The 17,682-nt window shown below is 54.0% G+C and carries 18 protein-coding genes; 11 read left to right on the top strand and 7 right to left on the bottom strand.

Going from position 1 to position 17,682, the window contains the following annotated elements; all coding sequences use genetic code 11:
• The first annotated feature begins 63 nt into the window (after positions 1-63).
• From lolB to PO881_RS11250, 4 genes are all read left to right on the top strand, one after another.
• Positions 64-687, top strand: a complete 624-nt coding sequence (gene lolB, locus PO881_RS11235) for a lipoprotein insertase outer membrane protein LolB (protein ID WP_101764109.1) — start codon at positions 64-66, stop codon at positions 685-687.
• On the top strand, positions 684-1,553 hold the full coding sequence (ispE, locus tag PO881_RS11240; RefSeq protein ID WP_280171779.1) for a 4-(cytidine 5'-diphospho)-2-C-methyl-D-erythritol kinase: 870 nt from the start codon (positions 684-686) through the stop codon (positions 1,551-1,553). The genes lolB and ispE overlap by 4 nt, the downstream gene beginning before the upstream one ends.
• A 124-nt stretch (positions 1,554-1,677) precedes the next feature.
• Positions 1,678-2,625 (top strand): ribose-phosphate diphosphokinase, encoded by a 948-nt coding sequence (gene prs / locus PO881_RS11245; protein WP_006118899.1) that lies wholly within the window; start codon positions 1,678-1,680, stop codon positions 2,623-2,625.
• 227 nt (positions 2,626-2,852) lie between these two features.
• The gene (locus PO881_RS11250) at positions 2,853-4,028 is read left to right on the top strand and encodes a GGDEF domain-containing protein (RefSeq protein ID WP_280171780.1); all 1,176 of its coding nucleotides are present in this window, start codon (positions 2,853-2,855) and stop codon (positions 4,026-4,028) included.
• Here the strand turns inward: PO881_RS11250 and ychH are convergent.
• Positions 4,025-4,300, bottom strand: coding sequence for a stress-induced protein YchH (ychH, locus tag PO881_RS11255; RefSeq protein WP_061723496.1), 276 nt, complete (start codon positions 4,298-4,300; stop codon positions 4,025-4,027). The genes PO881_RS11250 and ychH overlap by 4 nt on opposite strands.
• A gap of 257 nt (positions 4,301-4,557) precedes the next feature.
• Between ychH and pth the strand changes: the two genes are divergently transcribed.
• Both pth and ychF read left to right on the top strand, forming a co-directional pair.
• The gene (gene pth / locus PO881_RS11260) at positions 4,558-5,145 is read left to right on the top strand and encodes an aminoacyl-tRNA hydrolase (RefSeq protein ID WP_008107639.1); all 588 of its coding nucleotides are present in this window, start codon (positions 4,558-4,560) and stop codon (positions 5,143-5,145) included.
• Positions 5,146-5,256: 111 nt separating this feature from the next.
• A complete protein-coding gene (gene ychF / locus PO881_RS11265) occupies positions 5,257-6,348 on the top strand; it encodes a redox-regulated ATPase YchF (RefSeq protein ID WP_008107633.1) in 1,092 nt (363 codons plus the stop codon).
• Positions 6,349-6,417: 69 nt separating this feature from the next.
• Here ychF and PO881_RS11270 read toward each other — a convergent pair whose 3' ends face one another.
• On the bottom strand, positions 6,418-7,653 hold the full coding sequence (locus PO881_RS11270) for an MFS transporter (RefSeq protein WP_101764105.1): 1,236 nt from the start codon (positions 7,651-7,653) through the stop codon (positions 6,418-6,420).
• A gap of 62 nt (positions 7,654-7,715) precedes the next feature.
• Positions 7,716-8,669 (bottom strand): sugar phosphate isomerase/epimerase family protein, encoded by a 954-nt coding sequence (locus tag PO881_RS11275; RefSeq protein ID WP_101764104.1) that lies wholly within the window; start codon positions 8,667-8,669, stop codon positions 7,716-7,718.
• Positions 8,670-8,992: 323 nt separating this feature from the next.
• Here PO881_RS11275 and PO881_RS11280 point away from each other — a divergent pair, with 323 nt between their 5' ends.
• Positions 8,993-9,874 (top strand): SIS domain-containing protein, encoded by an 882-nt coding sequence (locus PO881_RS11280; protein WP_137385979.1) that lies wholly within the window; start codon positions 8,993-8,995, stop codon positions 9,872-9,874.
• A gap of 11 nt (positions 9,875-9,885) precedes the next feature.
• Positions 9,886-10,818 (top strand): ribokinase, encoded by a 933-nt coding sequence (locus PO881_RS11285; protein ID WP_192411964.1) that lies wholly within the window; start codon positions 9,886-9,888, stop codon positions 10,816-10,818.
• Between the two features lie 76 nt (positions 10,819-10,894).
• On the opposite strand, the gene PO881_RS11290 is transcribed toward PO881_RS11285, so the two are convergent.
• The 3 genes from PO881_RS11290 to PO881_RS11300 are packed head-to-tail and all read right to left on the bottom strand — an operon-like array spanning position 10,895 to position 14,261.
• Positions 10,895-11,875: a LacI family DNA-binding transcriptional regulator gene (locus tag PO881_RS11290; protein ID WP_137385980.1), complete on the bottom strand. Its 981-nt coding sequence runs from the start codon at positions 11,873-11,875 to the stop codon at positions 10,895-10,897.
• 57 nt (positions 11,876-11,932) lie between these two features.
• Positions 11,933-13,006: a sugar phosphate isomerase/epimerase family protein gene (locus PO881_RS11295; RefSeq protein ID WP_192411659.1), complete on the bottom strand. Its 1,074-nt coding sequence runs from the start codon at positions 13,004-13,006 to the stop codon at positions 11,933-11,935.
• A gap of 16 nt (positions 13,007-13,022) precedes the next feature.
• Positions 13,023-14,261, bottom strand: coding sequence for an MFS transporter (locus tag PO881_RS11300; RefSeq protein ID WP_277973708.1), 1,239 nt, complete (start codon positions 14,259-14,261; stop codon positions 13,023-13,025).
• A 214-nt stretch (positions 14,262-14,475) separates the two neighbouring features.
• On the opposite strand from PO881_RS11300, the gene PO881_RS11305 reads away from it, so the two are divergent.
• Positions 14,476-14,862, top strand: coding sequence for a cupin domain-containing protein (locus tag PO881_RS11305; protein WP_167391207.1), 387 nt, complete (start codon positions 14,476-14,478; stop codon positions 14,860-14,862).
• Here the strand turns inward: PO881_RS11305 and PO881_RS11310 are convergent.
• Complete coding sequence (locus PO881_RS11310; protein WP_137385984.1) at positions 14,859-15,533, bottom strand: GntR family transcriptional regulator; 675 nt, start codon at positions 15,531-15,533, stop codon at positions 14,859-14,861. The two genes, PO881_RS11305 and PO881_RS11310, sit on opposite strands and share 4 nt — an antisense overlap.
• Before the next feature lie 115 nt (positions 15,534-15,648).
• Here PO881_RS11310 and PO881_RS11315 point away from each other — a divergent pair, with 115 nt between their 5' ends.
• Positions 15,649-16,329 carry a DUF2848 domain-containing protein gene (locus PO881_RS11315; protein ID WP_277973709.1) on the top strand — a complete coding sequence of 227 codons (681 nt, stop codon included), beginning with the start codon at positions 15,649-15,651 and terminating at the stop codon, positions 16,327-16,329.
• 8 nt (positions 16,330-16,337) lie between these two features.
• Complete coding sequence (locus PO881_RS11320; RefSeq protein ID WP_280171781.1) at positions 16,338-17,681, top strand: amidase; 1,344 nt, start codon at positions 16,338-16,340, stop codon at positions 17,679-17,681.
• The last annotated feature ends 1 nt before the right edge of the window (position 17,682 follow it).

Raw genomic sequence — 17,682 nt, forward strand, 5'->3', positions numbered from 1 at the left:
ACATGCGGATGGTTAGCGTTACCGGTTACGAAGTAAAAACGTGTCTGAGGAGATGACCACGTGATGCATTTGCCCCCGCGCAAGTTACTGCGCCTTTTACCCCTTGCCAGCGTGTTACTGGCTGCATGTACCATTAACAAACCACAAGGTCCGGGCCCAAGCACCACGTCACCGCAATGGCAGCAGCATCAGCAAGCCGTGGCGAAAATCAGCCAGTATCAGACGCGCGGTGCGTTCGCTTACCTGTCGGATAAGCAAAAAGTGTATGCACGCTTTAACTGGCAGCAAACCGCTGCGGATCGCTATCGCCTGCTGCTGACCAATCCGCTTGGCAGCACCGAATTGCAGTTGGATGCACAAGGATCCGTGGTGCAGATCGTGGATAACAAAGGCAAGCGCTACGTGAGTAACGATGCCGAGAAGATGATTTCACAGCTTACCGGCATGGATATCCCGCTCGCCAATCTGCGTCAGTGGATGATGGGGTTGCCGGGCGATGCCAGCGATTATCAGCTGAATAACAATTACCAGTTGCAAAGCCTTAACTACAGCCGCAACGGTCAGCAGTGGAAAGTGAACATTTCTGATTACGACAGCAAAGTGAATCCGCCGCTGCCGGCCAATCTGGAGCTGTCTGAAGGCGGTCAGCGCATCAAATTACGCATGGATAGCTGGACCACCCAATGATCACCACGTGGCCCGCGCCAGCAAAACTGAATCTGTTCCTGTATATCACTGGCCGTCGTGCTGACGGCTACCACAATCTGCAAACGCTGTTTCAGTTCCTCGATTACGGTGACACGCTGGAAATCACACCGGACAGCAGCGGCAAGATAACGCTGCTGACGCCGCTGACTGGCGTGCCGGATGACGAGAATCTGATTGTGCGTGCTGCGCAGGCGTTAAAAACCGTTGCCGCTGCGCGTGGCACCTTGCCCGCGCAGGCCGGTGCCAGCATCGCGCTGGAGAAGCTTTTGCCGATGGGCGGCGGGCTTGGCGGCGGCTCTTCAGATGCGGCAACGGTGTTAGTGGCGCTGAATCATCTGTGGCAAACCGGATTAAGTGTTGCTGAGCTGGCGACGATTGGCATCAAACTGGGCGCGGATGTGCCAGTGTTTATTGGAGGTCACGCGGCCTTTGCAGAAGGCGTGGGCGAACTATTGCAGCCGGCTGAACCGGCAGAAAAATGGTATCTGGTGGCGCATCCAGGCGTGAGCATCGCGACGCCTGATCTGTTCCGCGATCCCGAACTGACGCGCGATTCACCAATCCGCACATTAGATGAACTGTTACAGCGTCCTTTTCACAATGATTGTGAGGCTGTGGCAAGAAAACGTTTTCGTAAGGTTGATGAGCTGCTTTCCTGGCTGCTAGAATACGCGCCGTCGCGCCTGACTGGGACCGGAGCTTGTGTGTTTGCTGAATTTGACACCGAATCCGACGCACGTCAGGTGCTGGAGCTTGCCCCGAAATGGATTTGCGGATTTGTGGCGCGCGGGCTTAACCTCTCGCCGTTGCAGCGCACACTTTCTGGGCTAAAAGCGTCTACGTGACAGTGTCACCCGTTCCAGACACTGCATGTTGCGCATTAACACACCCGTATGAACATGCTCTTTGGTATTCGCCGGTTACTCTAGAGCCGTTCATTCTCTGGACGCCAAGCCTGAGGTTCTTCTCGTGCCTGATATGAAGCTATTTGCTGGTAACGCCACCCCGGAACTAGCACAACGTATTGCCAACCGCCTTTACACTAGCCTCGGAGACGCCGCTGTTGGCCGTTTCAGTGATGGTGAAGTAAGTGTACAGATTAACGAAAATGTACGCGGTGGTGATATTTTCATCATCCAGTCCACCTGTGCCCCCACCAACGATAATCTGATGGAGCTGGTTGTGATGGTCGACGCCTTGCGTCGGGCTTCTGCTGGTCGTATTACTGCTGTCATTCCTTACTTTGGCTATGCGCGTCAGGACCGCCGTGTGCGTTCTGCTCGTGTACCGATCACCGCCAAAGTGGTTGCCGATTTCCTTTCTAGCGTGGGCGTTGACCGTGTTCTCACCGTTGACCTGCATGCTGAACAGATTCAGGGCTTCTTTGATGTCCCGGTGGATAACGTCTTCGGCAGCCCAATCCTGCTGGAAGATATGCTGCAAATTGGCCTGGAAAATCCCATTGTAGTTTCCCCAGACATCGGTGGCGTAGTGCGTGCGCGCGCCATCGCCAAACTGCTCAACGATACCGATATGGCTATCATCGACAAACGCCGCCCTCGCGCGAACGTTTCGCAGGTGATGCATATTATTGGTGACGTTGCGGGTCGTGACTGTGTACTGGTCGACGATATGATCGACACCGGCGGTACGCTGTGCAAAGCGGCTGAAGCGTTGAAAGAGCGCGGCGCGAAACGTGTTTTCGCTTACGCTACTCACCCAATCTTCTCCGGCAATGCGGTGGAAAACCTGCGTAAGTCGGTGATTGACCAGGTGATTGTCTGCGATACCATTCCGCTGTCTGAAGAGATGAAATCTCTGCCAAACGTGCGTACTTTGACGCTGTCTGGCATGTTGGCCGAAGCGATTCGTCGTATCAGCAACGAAGAATCAATCTCCGCGATGTTTGAGCATTAATTCATCGCGTGAAACCGGGCCTCGTGCCCGGTTTTTCTTTGCACCCAGCCCTCAATCTGACTCACCGATTAAGCCACTTTCCCCATTGATATTTGCGCGATAAATTTCGTTAAATCTCGCTATTCTCGCTGCCATCCACTCTTTTCTGGTGACTCGCATTGCCGCCCTTTAGCGGTCCAATGTTTAATGCTATTTTCTTCCCACTTTTTCCCCGAGCTCCGACCATTATGACTCTCGACCTCTACACGCTGTTTGTTTGCGAGCTCTTTGTGCTGGGGTTTTTGAGTATCATTTTAATTTTTGCCTGGATCGGTGCGCAGTACGATCGCGTATTGGGCTGCACCACGCTGGCGCTGGTTTTAACCCTGGCGGCGGTGTTCCTTAGCAGCTTACGCAGTGCGGGATTCCATTTTTTACCGGTCGCGGTCGGCAACGTCATGCTGTTGCTGGCTTATGGCAATCTGCTCAATGCCTTCCGCATCTTCTGCGGAAAAGCGATTGGCCTCAGCTGGTTAGGCGGCGGTTTGTTGTGGGCGATTTTGTGCCTGTTCCCCGCGTTTTATCACAGCCAGCCGAAGCGCGTGCTGGTGGTTTGCCTGCTGTGCATCATCTATACCGGCGCGCTAATCCGCTTGCTGTGGCGCGTGCGCGCGTCGTTGACCGTCACCTTCTGGCCGGCGCAAATCCTGCTATGGATCCATTTGCTGTTTCACGTGGCGCGTATCTTTCTGGACGATGCGGTGGCGATGCCGGTGCGCGGTGCGATTGGCGGTTCCAGCTTCTCGGTGTATGTGATTCTTGAATCGATCCTGTTTGTTATTGGCCTGAGTTTCACCATTCTGGCGATGGTCAACGAACGCACGCAAATCGCCCATAAACTGGCATCAATGCACGATCCGCTCACCAGCGTGTGGAACCGCCGCGCGCTATTCGAGCAGGCCGATAAAATGTTATTGCGCAGCGCGCGACAGTCACAACACTTTGTCTATAGCGCGGTGCTGTTCGATCTGGACCATTTTAAAAGCATCAATGACCGTTTCGGCCATCAGCAAGGCGATCAAGTGTTAATCGATTTTTGTCAGGTGGTGCAGGCGTTGATGCCGGAGAGTGGACATTTTGCCCGTTTGGGTGGCGAGGAGTTTGCTGCGATCATTCCCGGCGATGCCGAGCAGGCGCAGCGGGTATGTGAACGTATCCGTTTGGCGACACAGCTGTCGCAACCTAACGACGTGCGTTATACCGTCAGCATCGGTTATGCCACCGCGCTGCAGCCTGGCGAACCCTTCCCGCTGTTGCTGGCGCTGGCCGATGAAGCGTTGTACCGCGCAAAAGCCAGCGGCCGTAACCGCATCGAACGTTATCTCGCGCAGTTACAGCCGCTGCAGCAAACCGTACTCACTTAATGTGATGAGTGATTGCGACGGCAACGCTTATCGCCGTAATGACGTAACCAGTAATAACGATCTTCCACGCGCTCACGTCCGCTGACGCGCGCGCCCACCAGCCAAAGTAAAGCGCCAACGAAGATGCTGAACATCGCACCGTGCGCAAGGAATTGCGGCAGGTTGAGTGAAGGAAGCTGGTTGATAATGGAATAGCCGACGCCTAATACCATCGTCAGTAAACCCAAACACATCAAACCGTTACCTACAAAGCGGCAATTTTGACGTTTCATGATCCACCTCCATCCTTTTAAAAGCAAAACAGCACGTATGGTTAACTAGCCATAAGCTTAGGCAATACCTGCCGCTTAAGTTGCGTACAGGATCACATATCCTTCACAACCTTTGACAAATCTTTACCGCCAGCGCCTTGATTTCGATAGAAAATGATTAGTCACGTAGAGACATTATCTGTGGCGCGTGGCCTTTGTCATCCGTGCCACCAGGCAGTAAACTATCGCCCTTTCCGCAGCAAGACAGGATAAACATCGTGAGCAGCATTAAACTGATTGTGGGGCTGGCCAATCCCGGCGCTGAATACGCCGCAACCCGCCATAACGCTGGCGCCTGGTATGTCGATTTACTGGCGAGCCGCAACAATCAGTCGTTAAAAGACGAGCCAAAGTTTTATGGCTACACCGCGCGCCTGTCGCTGGCGGGAGAAGATGTGCGCCTGCTGGTGCCCACCACTTTTATGAATCTCAGCGGCAAAGCGGTGGCGGCGATGGCGACTTTTTATCGCATCGCGCCAGAAGAGATTTTGGTAGCGCACGATGAGCTGGATTTACCGCCGGGCGTGGCGAAATTCAAGCAAGGTGGCGGCCACGGCGGCCATAACGGCCTGAAAGACATCATCAGCAAGCTGGGCAACAACAATAATTTTCACCGTTTACGCGTGGGTATTGGCCATCCTGGCGACCGCAATAAAGTGACTGGTTTCGTGCTGGGTAAGCCGCCAGCCAGCGAACAAAAGCTGATTGATGATGCCGTAGACGAAGCGGTGCGCTGCACCGAACTGTGGCTGAAAGAAGACAAGATTAAGGCGATGAACCGCCTGCACGCGTTCAAGGCGGGCTAAGGCCAATTCCCGCGCCGCAGAAGGCAATTCTGTGTATAATGCGCGAAATTTTTTGAATCTGTCGGCGCTATTTAATAGCGCTGCGCACTCAGTGAGAAAGGTAATCAGACCATGGGATTTAAATGCGGTATTGTGGGCCTGCCGAACGTCGGTAAATCCACCCTGTTCAACGCGCTAACTAAAGCGGGTATCGAAGCAGCCAACTTTCCGTTCTGCACCATCGAGCCAAACACCGGTGTGGTGCCAATGCCCGATCTGCGCCTCGATCAGCTGAGCGAGATTGTTAAGCCACAGCGCGTCGTGCCCACCACCATGGAATTCGTCGATATCGCCGGTCTGGTGAAAGGCGCGTCCAAAGGTGAAGGCCTGGGCAACCAGTTCCTGACCAACATCCGTGAAACCGAAGCCATCGGTCACGTGGTGCGCTGCTTCGAAAACGACAACATCATCCACGTAGCGGGTAAAGTTAACCCGGCGGAAGATATTGACGTGATCAACACCGAGCTGGCGCTGTCGGATCTCGACACCTGCGAACGTGCGATTCAGCGTTGCCAGAAGAAAGCCAAAGGCGGCGACAAAGATGCCAAAGCCGAGCTGGCTGCGCTGGAGAAGTGCCTGCCGCATCTGTCAGAAGCGGGCATGCTGCGCGCACTGAATCTGGATGCTGACGAGAAAGCGGCCATCCGCTACCTCAGCTTCCTGACGCTGAAGCCAACCATGTACATCGCTAACGTCAACGAAGACGGTTTCGAAAACAATCCGTACCTCGATCAGGTGCGTGCGATTGCCGAAGCCGAAGGTTCGGTGGTGGTGCCAGTGTGTGCTGCCGTTGAGTCTGATATCGCTGAGCTGGAAGATGACGAGCGCGACGAGTTTATGGCTGAACTGGGCCTGGAAGAGCCGGGCCTGAACCGCGTGATCCGCGCCGGTTATGCGCTGCTCAACCTGCAAACCTACTTCACCGCAGGCGTGAAAGAAGTGCGTGCATGGACCATTCCTGTTGGAGCCACCGCGCCACAGGCGGCGGGTAAAATCCACACTGACTTCGAGAAAGGCTTTATCCGCGCTCAGACCATCGCATTTGAAGATTTCGTCGCGTTTAAAGGCGAACAAGGCGCGAAAGAAGCCGGTAAAATGCGCTCAGAAGGTAAAGAGTACATTGTAAAAGATGGCGATGTGATGAACTTCTTGTTCAACGTCTAATCTCTTAACCGCAATAAAAAGCCCAGTTAATTAACTGGGCTTTTTTTTATAACCAAAATCTCACGTCTTTCAGGCCGCTTTGTCCGTCATCGCCACCCGCGCATCCAACTCTTCAGGCGTTTTCAGGAATGGCGTCAATACCCCGCTCAAAACATAAAGCCCGGCATAAATCCCCAGCACCCCACCCGCACCCAGCGATGAGTAGAACAGTGCGGTGATAGCAGGAGCTATAAACGCGCCCAGACCTGCACCCAGATTCAGCACCGACATTGCCGCGCCTTTGCTGTCCGGGGCCAGCAACGGGAACAGCGCCGACAGCGGCACATAACCGGCCATGGTAATACCGCACAGGCACAGCACGAACGCCATCACATAGAAGTTGTGGCCCAGCACCTGCGGCACCGCCCAAACCAGAATCAGCACGGCGGCATAACCAAAGCCACCGACCCACATAATAGTGGTACGCCAGCCAAACTTATCGCCAAAGAAACCAAAGAACAGGTTGGCGAAAATCGCCACCAGGAACACCGCCGACCACATATGCAGCCATTCGGTTTTGCTGTAGCCGAAACTGATCAGATAGAGCGGCAGGAAGGTCGCCAGACCATATTGGGCGATGCCGTTGACCGATTTCACCACCAATCCCATCGCAATCACCGGACGCTGCAAAATGGTGATGCCTTTAATTAACTCCGCCGCGCTGAAGGGATGAATTTCAGATGCCGGAACCACGTCGCGGTTCACCCAAATGCCTAACACGGAGCCGACGACCACAAATACCATGCCGACCCACAGCACATGAATTTCGCCCATCACCGGCAATGCCAGCGAGGAGAAGAACGGACCGATGACGCTCAAACCCAGCGAGAAGGTAAACCAGAACCAACCCACTGCGGTAGAACGGCGCTCCACCGGCGTGCTGTAGTTAATCCAGATGAGAAACGAGTAGGCAAACAGTGGATAACCGATGCCGCGAATGGCATAAAACGGCAGCATCCAGGCCATGTGCATGGTCTTGAGGCCAACGCCGATAAACCCGATACTGCCGATAACAAAGGTGATCAACCCATACAGCATCACTTTGCGCGGGCCGAGGGTTTGCACCAGTACGCCGGTCACCCAGGCCGCCAGCGTCACGGTGACACCGTATGCGGTGATCAGATAAGAGGCTTGCGCGACAGACAGCCCTTTATCCACCAGCCAGATGGCAATCCACGCTTGTTCTACACCATCGCCGATCATGAATATCGCGAGGCCGATATAGCCCCAAAGCAAGTTTTTAGGCAAACCTATTTTGTCGAACATAGTTTCCCCCGTGTCAGACACTGACTGGTGGTAGTTAATAGAGGTAAGTTTTGATTTTGTTTTTATTCAGCGATGATTTTCATCAGCATGCCCTGCACTTTCAGCGCATCCTGGCTTTTAATCAGCTGATCGATTTCATCAATGCTCAGGCGATCAATAAAGCTGGAGAGCGCTTTATACATGCGAATGTTTTGCGCGCATTCGGCAACCGGATCTTCACGGCTTGGGAAGGTATCGAAATAGATCAGGCCGCTGAAGTTAACGCGTTTTGCGTAATAGATGTATTCCAGCGTCTGCATCAGGTGCACGGAACCCAGCATCAATCCATCATCAAAATGGCCATAACCATCATTCAGGTGGAAGCCCACCAGACGGTTTTTGCGTGCCGACTGGAACAGTGAGAAAGCGGGATTCTCTTTCTTCATGATCATGTGACAGAAATCGAGGGTAATACCGAGATTGTCGGAGCCTACATCATCAATCAGCATCAGCGTTGAAGAGACATCACCAATAAAGGAGAAGGTGCGCGGTTCATACGGCTTATATTCAAAACTGAATTGCATATCCGCGTGTGCCTGGGTCACGGTCTGCAGTGCGCTGACCAGCCACTCATAGGCGCGGAAGTAATCCTGCTGGAATGGATAATCGTAACCATCATAGCCAAACCACAGCGTGACGGTATTGCCGCCGAGGTATTTGCACATCTCTGCGGCTTCGAGGGTAATTTCGATCGCTTTTTTACGCAGTGCGGCATCAGGATTGGTGAATTCACCCTCGATGAACTCTTTGTTATAACGCAGAGCGATGCCGCCCACCTGCAAATTGTTATCAGCGATGGTCTGTTTAATCAGCGCTTTATCCTGACCAATAAAGTGCTCCGGATAATTCAGCTCAATATGCGTCAAGCCCGCAACGCTACCCATACGCGTAATAAGATCGCAAGTATCCATGTTGTTCTTCGCCGCAAACAGATCGGCTCTGGAGCGAAATGAATTTATACGTGATGAGAATTTCATTTTTTAAATTACCTTTAATGGGATTTCCATTTCCTTATAAATGAGAATATTCATCAGGTAAATGCGATCAGCTAAATACTACCGCTAATAAAATAAACGATAGATTTATAATAGTAAAAATTTTACTGCTAGAAAAATCATTGTAATACAATAGGTTAAATGGCCATTTTACTGTTAATGAAATAACAGTCGCAATAAGGATACTTTTATTTTACTAACAGTAAAATGCATCAGTAAAACGTTTTACAGTGTGTGATCCAGTTAACACTTTTCCCCTAAATGCCATGCTAGCTTAGCGACAACTTTTTTAATGGGCGCGCAAAATGCATAATCGACTTAAAGGCAATGAGATATTCCTGCTGGCTCGCACCCTTGCGCCTGAGCTGGGAAAAAAGGAACGTTCAATTGCACGTTTTATTGACGACAATCCGCAGTCTTTATCTAAAATGTGCATCACTGATATTGCGAATTATCTGAATGTTAGCGTCTCGAGCATTACTAAAGTATCGAAGAAACTCGGTTTTACCGGTTTTCACGATCTGAAAATCAATATCGCCCGGCAAGTCAGCACGCAGGAAGATATCATCGATATTCCGGTAATCCCGGATTCAGAAAAATATGTCGAGCAGGTGATTGAAAGCACCTTTTTAAATTCGGTGCTGGCACTGCAGGATTCCCTGAGCGTGATTAACAGTGCCGTGATAAAAGCAGTGGCGTATCTGTTTATTAATAAACCAGAAAGCGCACGCATAGTTATTGCCGGGTGCGGTGGTTCAGGTTCTATCTGTGATGACTTCAATCATAAGCTGCTGAAGATCGGCATCTTCTCGTCGGTGTTTAGTGACAGCCACAAGCAGCTGATGACCGCCTCATTGATGCAACCCGGCGATATCCTGCTGGCGATTTCTCACTCCGGCCAAACCACGGACATTATTCAGATGGTAAAAGCGGCGAATGAGAACGGCGCAGAAACCATCTGCCTGACCAATTATCCCAACAGCCCACTGAGTTTAATTGCCCGGCACTCGATTATCTCGTCGGTTAAAAACAATCCAATTACCGGAGAGAACGCCACCACGCGCATTGTGCATCTGAATATTCTGGATGCCATCTTTACCCTTATCGCCAGCAAGACCAGCGAAAAAAGTCAGACCAGTTTACACAACACCAGAAATGCGGTTGCGTCCAAGCGCACCGCCAATTAAGGGCCGAAATGATGAAACATAATATTGTTGTTATTGGCAGTCTTAACTACGACATTCTTGTCCAGCAGGATCGCCTGCCGGAAATTGGGGAGACGTTTACCGGCAACGAATTAATGTTGATGCCGGGCGGTAAAGGGGCAAACCAGGCGGTTCAGTGCGCCAAGCTGGGGCTGAACGTCAATATGGTGGGCTGTGTGGGCAATGATATTTATGGCAGCGAACTCATAAAATCGCTGAATGAAAACGGGGTATCGGTAGATAACATTAGCCAGCGCGGAAAAACCTCCGGCATTGGCATCGTGCAGATTCTGGAATCCGGCGATTATTGCAGCACCATTATTAAGGGCGCAAACTACCTGATTAGCGAACCCGATATTCACGATGGATTATTTAGCGATCGGCCTCTGTTAATCCTGCAGTCGGAAATTCCCGATCGTGTGGTTGAACGAGCCATCAGCGTGGCACGCCGTCATGATTGCCAGATTTTGCTCAACAACGCGCCGGCGCGCGAAATCTCTCCGCAGGCGCTGAGTCAGGTCGATTTACTGGTGGTGAATGAGACCGAAGCCAGCTTTATGAGTAAAACCGCTGTCACTTCGGTTAAAGAGGCGATGGCCTGTGCGGCAGCGCTACAGCAGAAGGTGAATGGCCGGGTGATTATCACGCTGGGCGAGAAAGGCGCGGTGTTATCCGGTGATGCCGGTGCCAGACATTATCCTGCCGTGTTCTGTCCGGATGTGGTGGATACCACCGGCGCAGGAGATTCCTTTATTGGCGGTATCGCCTATTGCCTGGTGAACAACATCGATCTGGAAGAAGCGATTCCTTTCGCGGCTGAAATCAGTTCCTGCTCAATCCAGAAATATGGCGGTCAGAGTTCTTTCCCGATGCTGCCTGATGTGGCGCACGCGCTGACGCAAAACCGCCAGCGCCTGTTTGGTTGAAAAATACGGACCTGAAGCTCTGAGCGGCACCTTTACATCATCAGACCATCAACTTCGCAACCTTCGTAAACGCCGATTAAGTACTGGCGCGCGCCACAAAGTGCCAGTCCATCATAATGCGTTGAGCCGGCGAATCAGGTTGATCGATCTTATTCAGCAGCAAGGTAAACGCCTTGCGCCCCATAGCGCGCGACGGCTGCGCCAGCGTGCTCAGCGGCGGCGTGACCATTTCGGCGAGGTCGGATCCATCAAATCCCGTCACCGCTATATCCTGCGGCACGCGTAGCCCGGCGGCATGAATGGCTGACAGCGCGCCCGCCGCTAAGGTATCCGACACGGCGAACACGGCATCTGGACGCTCGGGCGCTCTCAGCAAGGCTTCCATCGCCTGTTTACCGGCATTAAAACTCAGCTCGGTGGCGTACGTGATGGCCTGCCAGCTGCGTGCTTCATGGATAAGTTGCTGCTGATAACCCGCCTGCCGCAGCTGCGCATATTTATAGCTGAGATCGTGGTTGATTAAGGCAATACGCTGTCGTCCCCTGCCCGCCAGAAACGCCACGACGTGCTTTGATGCCTGCACATCATCAATGCCCACGCAGGAGACATCACCGGCATCGGCGTATTCCGCGCATTGCACCCACGGCGTTTCGCCAATCAGCTGCGCCAGTTCTGGCAACTTACTGAACGCATCCATAGTGATAATGCCATCCACCATTTTCCCGGCCAGCAATTGCAAACTGGAGCGGGAGCGCTCGATGTCTGAGCCAGAATTGCACAACAGAATGCGATAACTGTTTTTCTCCGCCTGCTCCTCAATGCCTTTCACCAACTCGGCGCAAAAGGGATTGGAGATATCCGACACCATCACGAGAATCATTGAGCTACGCGCAGTACGCAACTGACGCGCTAATAAATTTGGCTGGTAATTACTCGCTTTAATAGCGTGCAGGACTTTCTCACGATTCAGCGCTTTTACCGTATCGCTGTTATTCAGTACCCGTGAAACTGTTGCCACAGAAACGCCCGCTAAGCGGGCGATTTTTTGGATGGACATGCTTGCAACTCTTGCTCAGTCAGATACTACGGAGGCTAGCATAATTTCGCGCCCGCCTTAATCATGCGACTCTGCCGCACTCAGCCCCAACTGCGCGCGGATGCTGGCTGCCTGCTGCGGTTGTGCGGCAAAGTCATCGAATGCACGTTCGGCCACCGGAATGATGTGGCGACGAATGAAGTCGGCGCCCTCGCGCGCGCCGGTTTCCGCCTCTTTCAGGCAACACTCCCACTCCAGCACCGCCCACCCGGCATAATTGTACTGCGCCAGCTTGCTGAAAATGGCCGGAAAATCGATCTGTCCGTCACCGGGTGAGCGGAAGCGACCAGCACGATCTATCCAGCGCTGATAACCGCCATACACGCCGCTACGTCCGTTCGGCAGATATTCGGCATCTTTAACGTGAAAGGCCTTAATGCGCCGATGGTAGATATCGATGAACTGCAGATAATCGATATGCTGCAAGTGCAAGTGGCTGGGATCGAACAAGATGTTGCAGCGCGCATGATTGTTCACCAACGCCAGGAAGCGTTCAAACGTCACGCCATCATGCAAATCCTCACCGGGATGGATCTCGTAGCAGACATCAATGCCGTAGCGATCAAACTCGTCCAGCACCGGCAGCCAGCGCCGCGCCAGTTCTGAGAAAGCTTCACTCAATAGCTGAGGATTGTGTGGCGGCCACGGATAGAGATATGGCCAAGCCAGCGAACCGGAGAACGTCGCGTGGGCCTGCAATCCCAGGTTGGCTGACGCGGCCGCTGCCAGCTTCACCGTCTGAATCGCCCACGCGGTGCGCTTTTCTTTGTCGCCGTGCAAGGCGGCGGGGGCAAAGCCGTTGAAGGCGCGATCGTGCGCCGGATGGACGGCAATCAGCTGGCCTTCCAGGTGCGTCGATAATTCACTGATCTGCAAGCCGTAGTTGGCCAGCAAACCCGTCACTTCATCGCAATAGGTTTGACTGGTTGCGGCGCGCGGCAGATCAAAAATTAGCGGGTGATTACAAGGCATCTGCAGCGCCTTGTAACCGAGCGCAGAGGCCCATTGCGCCAACCCTGCCAGCGAATTAAATGGTGGCTGTTGCCCAATAAACTGCGCGAGAAAAATTCCCGGTCCTTTTAACGTTTTCACCTACACCTCCCGTCAATCAAACCGCTTCATCCCGGTATTTAAAGGTGAAGAGGAAAAGAACGGCGATCGCCGCCGCGGCAATCGCGGGGATCCACCAGAATGTTGCCCAGTTTTGCGCCGTGCCCTGTCCGGCAATCAGGCGGTTATACAGCGCGCCCGAGATCTGCGAACCCAGCAGCATGCCAATACCGTAGGTGAACATCACCACCATGCTCTGCGCCTGCCCTTTCACTTTCTCGCCGGCGATGCGGTCGGTGTAGATAAAGCCCACCACAAAGAAGAAGTCATAACAGACACCGTGCAGCAGAATGCCCATGTAGATCAGTGCGCGGCTTTCATCGTTCATGCCCATGGCAAACAGCGCGTAGCGCACAAACCACGCCACCATGCCGACCAGCAACATGTATTTGACGCCAAGGCGGCGGAACAGCAGCGGGATCACCAGCATGAAGACGATTTCCGACATCTGACCAAATGACATCGCGGTACTGACGTTACTCACGCCCGCATCCGCCAGCCAGGACGCGGTGTAGGCGTAATAGGTGCCGAGCGGGATGGAGATCAAGGTGGCGCAGAGAGCAAAGACGAAGAAGTGACGGATTTTCAGCAGCGCAAAGGCATCCGCGCAGAACAGATCGCGCACTTTTAGCGGCATGCCTTTCGCCGGTGCAGGCGTATGCGGCAGCGTGAGACTGTAAATTGCCAACGCCACCGAGCAGATTGCGGCCAGGGTGAAAATCGCGGTACTGGAGGCGATGCCGGTAACACCAATAAAGATGCCCGCCACAATCCAGCCAATGGTGCCGAACACCCGCACCACCGGAAAACTTTTGTCACTGCTGGCCAGGCTGTGAAAGGCAATGTTGTTAGAGAGCGCCAGCGTCGGCATAAAACACAGCGTATAGCCAAACAGCAAGCCAATCAGCAGCGCGCCGTTTTCGGCCACCAGCGCGCCCGGGACAAACCATAAAATCACCGCGCCCGCCAGGTTCATCACCGCCATGACTTTCTGTGAAGGGAAGAAGCGGTCAACCAACATGCCCAGCACAAACGGCGACAGTATTGAGGCGATCGGCCCTGCTGAGAAAGCATCACCAATCAGCAATGACATGTTGTGCTGCGTCATCACCAGCCCGAGCGTTACGGACCAGCTTCCCCAAATGAAAAACTGCATGAACATCATCAATGACAAGCGGGGAATCAGCAGACGCTGCTGCCTCACCGCAATCTCAGAACCTGTAGTTGTCGAAACCATGCTGACCTCGCGCCAAAAAGAAATCGATTACATTCCACAGAGAGAAACAAAGTAATCGATTACTTTGAGCAGTTCCTGGTGACCGATCACAATTCTTTTACAAGTGACCCGAGCATCACCGAGCGGCTTAGGCTGACAGTGATTGCACGCGCAGCCTTGCTGATTTGCACTATCCTGTGCGGGAGAGATTTTAATGACGATTCAGAGGAATGGGATGAGCGCCGATAACGAACATGAAAACAGTGCAGAAACGCTACTGCAAAGCGGGCAAGCCTGGAATGGCCAGCATATTGAACACTATCCAGCCGGTAAGCCCGAGATCACGGTGATGAAGATGACCATTCCTGCACATTCCGAGCTGCCGTGGCATACGCATCCTATGCCGAATACCGCGTATATTTTATCGGGATCGCTGACTATCGAAGACAAAGCCAGCGGCGAGACTAAAACGTTTAACGCTGGCGAAGCCTTTAATGAATCCATCGACATTGCCCATCGTGGTTTCACCACGGATCAGCGTGCCGAGCTGATTATTTTCTACGCCGGGGTTGAGGGCATGGAACTCTCTATTCCGCTGCCGGGTGAAGAAGCCGAATATTAATTATTCAGCAGCGCCTGTTTAAACGAATAGATATGCACCCGCGCCGCCTCTTCCGCTAGCTCGGCATTTCCCTGCTCCAGCGCCGCAATGATCGCTTCGTGTTCGGCGATGACTTCGTTCATGTGCGCAGCGCTGGAAAGCGTGGTGGCCCAGAAGCGCTGCGCCTGCGCGTGGATAATGCTGAGAATATCGGCCAGCCGACCGTTGGCGGCGATGTCCGCCAGTACCTGATGAAATTCGCGGTCCAGCAGCATCATCTGTTCGCGATCGCGTGAGGCGCTGGCATTGGCAATGCGCTGATTCATCTCCCGCAGATAGACGATCTGCGCCGCATTGACCCGCTGCGAAGCCAGCCGCAAGCACAGCGCCTCATTCACCAGACGCACCTCAATTAACTCCAGCGCATCATCAATTGACAGCGGCGACACCATCACGCCCTTGCGCGGGATAATCTGCAACAGCCCTTCCGTCTCCAGCCGATGCACCGCCTGATTCACCGGCGTTCTGCCCATCTCAAGATCATCCATCACCTGCGCGATATTGAGATAGTCGCCCGGTTTGTAGCGCAGCGTGATCAGCCGGTGCTTGAACGCCAGATAGGCGCGCTCGTTAAGCGAAATGCTTTTCGGGGTCGTCGGCGAGCTCACATTTTCAGCCATCACATTACTCATCACGCAAATCCTTATTAGGTAACTGAGACATATTACACAAAAACCTGGCATGAAAATGGCTAGATTGAAATGACAGTGAAATTTCACACGCATTTCTCACCTGGAGATCGATCCCATGCAATTACGGTTTACAACAGATTACGCCGATGCGGCAGTACTGGATGTTGAGATTAATCAACTTGTTATCGCGGGCTGGGTAGGACGCGATCAGGAAGCGGTGCTGCACCATATCAGGGAGCTGGAAGCGCTGGGCGTGCCCGCTCCTGGTGCAGTGCCGCTGTTTTATCGTGTCGCAACCAATCAATTAACTCAGGAAACGCAGCTGGAAGTGGTCGGCGATCAGACGTCCGGTGAAGCTGAACCCTTCGTGTTTTTCCATCGCGGCGAATATTGGGTTTCGCTGATTTCTGATCATACCGATCGTCATCTGGAAACGTTCAGCGTGGCGCTATCGAAACAGGCGTGCATCAAACCGGTGGCCGGTCACGCGTGGCGCATGACGGACGTCAAAGCGCACTGGGATCAGCTGGAGCTGCGCGCCTGGATCAACGTCAACGGTGATTGGGTGACTTATCAGCAAGGCGCCCTCTCCTCGCTGCTGACGCCACTTGATCTGCTAAGCCGCTATTTTGCCGCGGGCCAGGTTGAGGAAGGTTTCGCCATGTCGTGCGGCACGCTCAGCGCCATCGGCGGGATCCGTCCTTCCAGTGAATTCCGTATGGCGCTGCACGATCCGGTGCTGAACCGCACGCTGGAACACACTTACATCACGGGCTCGCTGCCGGTTATCGCCTGAGGTTCTCTATGACAACGTTATGGCAAGCGAGCCAGCAGCTGCTCGCCGGGCAAATCAGCCCTGAAACCCCGACCCAGCATGCACTGAGTGCAATTGCAGCGGAAAGCGGAGAAGGCAAACGCGTCTTCACCAAGGTGTATACCGCTGCTGCGCGCCAGCAGGCCGAACAAGCCGGCGCGCGCTGGCAGCAGCAACAGCCACGCAGCGCGATTGATGGTCTGCCCATCAGCATTAAAGATCTGTTTGATGTCGCCGGAGAAGTCACTACCGCCGGTTCCCGCTTGCTCAGCAACACCAGCCCAGCCACGGCGAACGCCAGCATGGTGGATCGGCTGCAGCAGGCTGGTGCCGTCATCGTTGGCAAAACCAATATGAGCGAGTTCGCCTTCACCGGCCTCGGCGTCAATCCGCATTACGGCACACCCGCCAATCCGTGGCAGCGCGCGCAGCAGCGCATTCCGGGCGGTTCCTCTTCCGGTGCAGCGGTGGCGGTGAGCGACGGCATGTGCCTGGCGGCGGTTGGCACCGATACCGGCGGTTCGGTGCGCATTCCGGCGGCGCTATGCGGCTTAACCGGCTTCAAACCGAGCGCCAGCCGCATAGATCAACGCGGAACGCTGCCGCTGGCGGCATCGCTCGACAGCATCGGTGTGATCGCTCACGACGTGCGCAGCTGCTGGTTGCTCGATAGCGTGATCGCCGATCGGCCCCTCACAATCGATGAGCGGAATCTGTCAGAAGCGCATTTCGTTATCCCGCAGACGCGCGTGCTGGCTGGCCTTGACGAACACGTCAGCGCCGCCTGGCTGCATGCGCTCGATGTGCTGCGCGCGCAGGGCGTGAAAATCACCGAGCTGCCGCTGCCAGAGCTGGCAGAACTGGATTCCATTAACGCGCGCGGCGGCATTACCGCGTGGGAAGCCTGGCAATGGCATCAGCATTACGCCCAATCCCAGCCAGAAGCCTACGATCTGCAGGTTCTGACGCGCATTAATCGCGGCAGCTTACTGAACGAAGAGGATGCCGCCGAACTTTACCAACTGCGCGCCGACTGGAAACAGCGCGTCGAGCAGGCGGTTGCGCCCTTCGACGGCATCCTGATGCCGACGGTGCCGTTGATCGCGCCCACGCTGACTGAGCTCGAGGATCCCGCGCGTTATATGCAGGTCAATCTGCTGATGCTGCGCAACACCAGCGTGATCAACATGCTGGATGGCTGTTCAATTTCTCTGCCTTGCCATCAGCCCGGCGCTGCGCCGGTTGGCCTGATGCTCTCTTCCACCCATGGCAACGATGCTGCATTACTCAGCTGGGCTGCCGCGATTGAAACCACCCTGAAACGGAGTAGCTGAT

Source organism: Pantoea sp. SS70 (assembly GCF_029866845.1).
Taxonomy (GTDB): Bacteria; Pseudomonadota; Gammaproteobacteria; order Enterobacterales; family Enterobacteriaceae; genus Pantoea; species Pantoea leporis.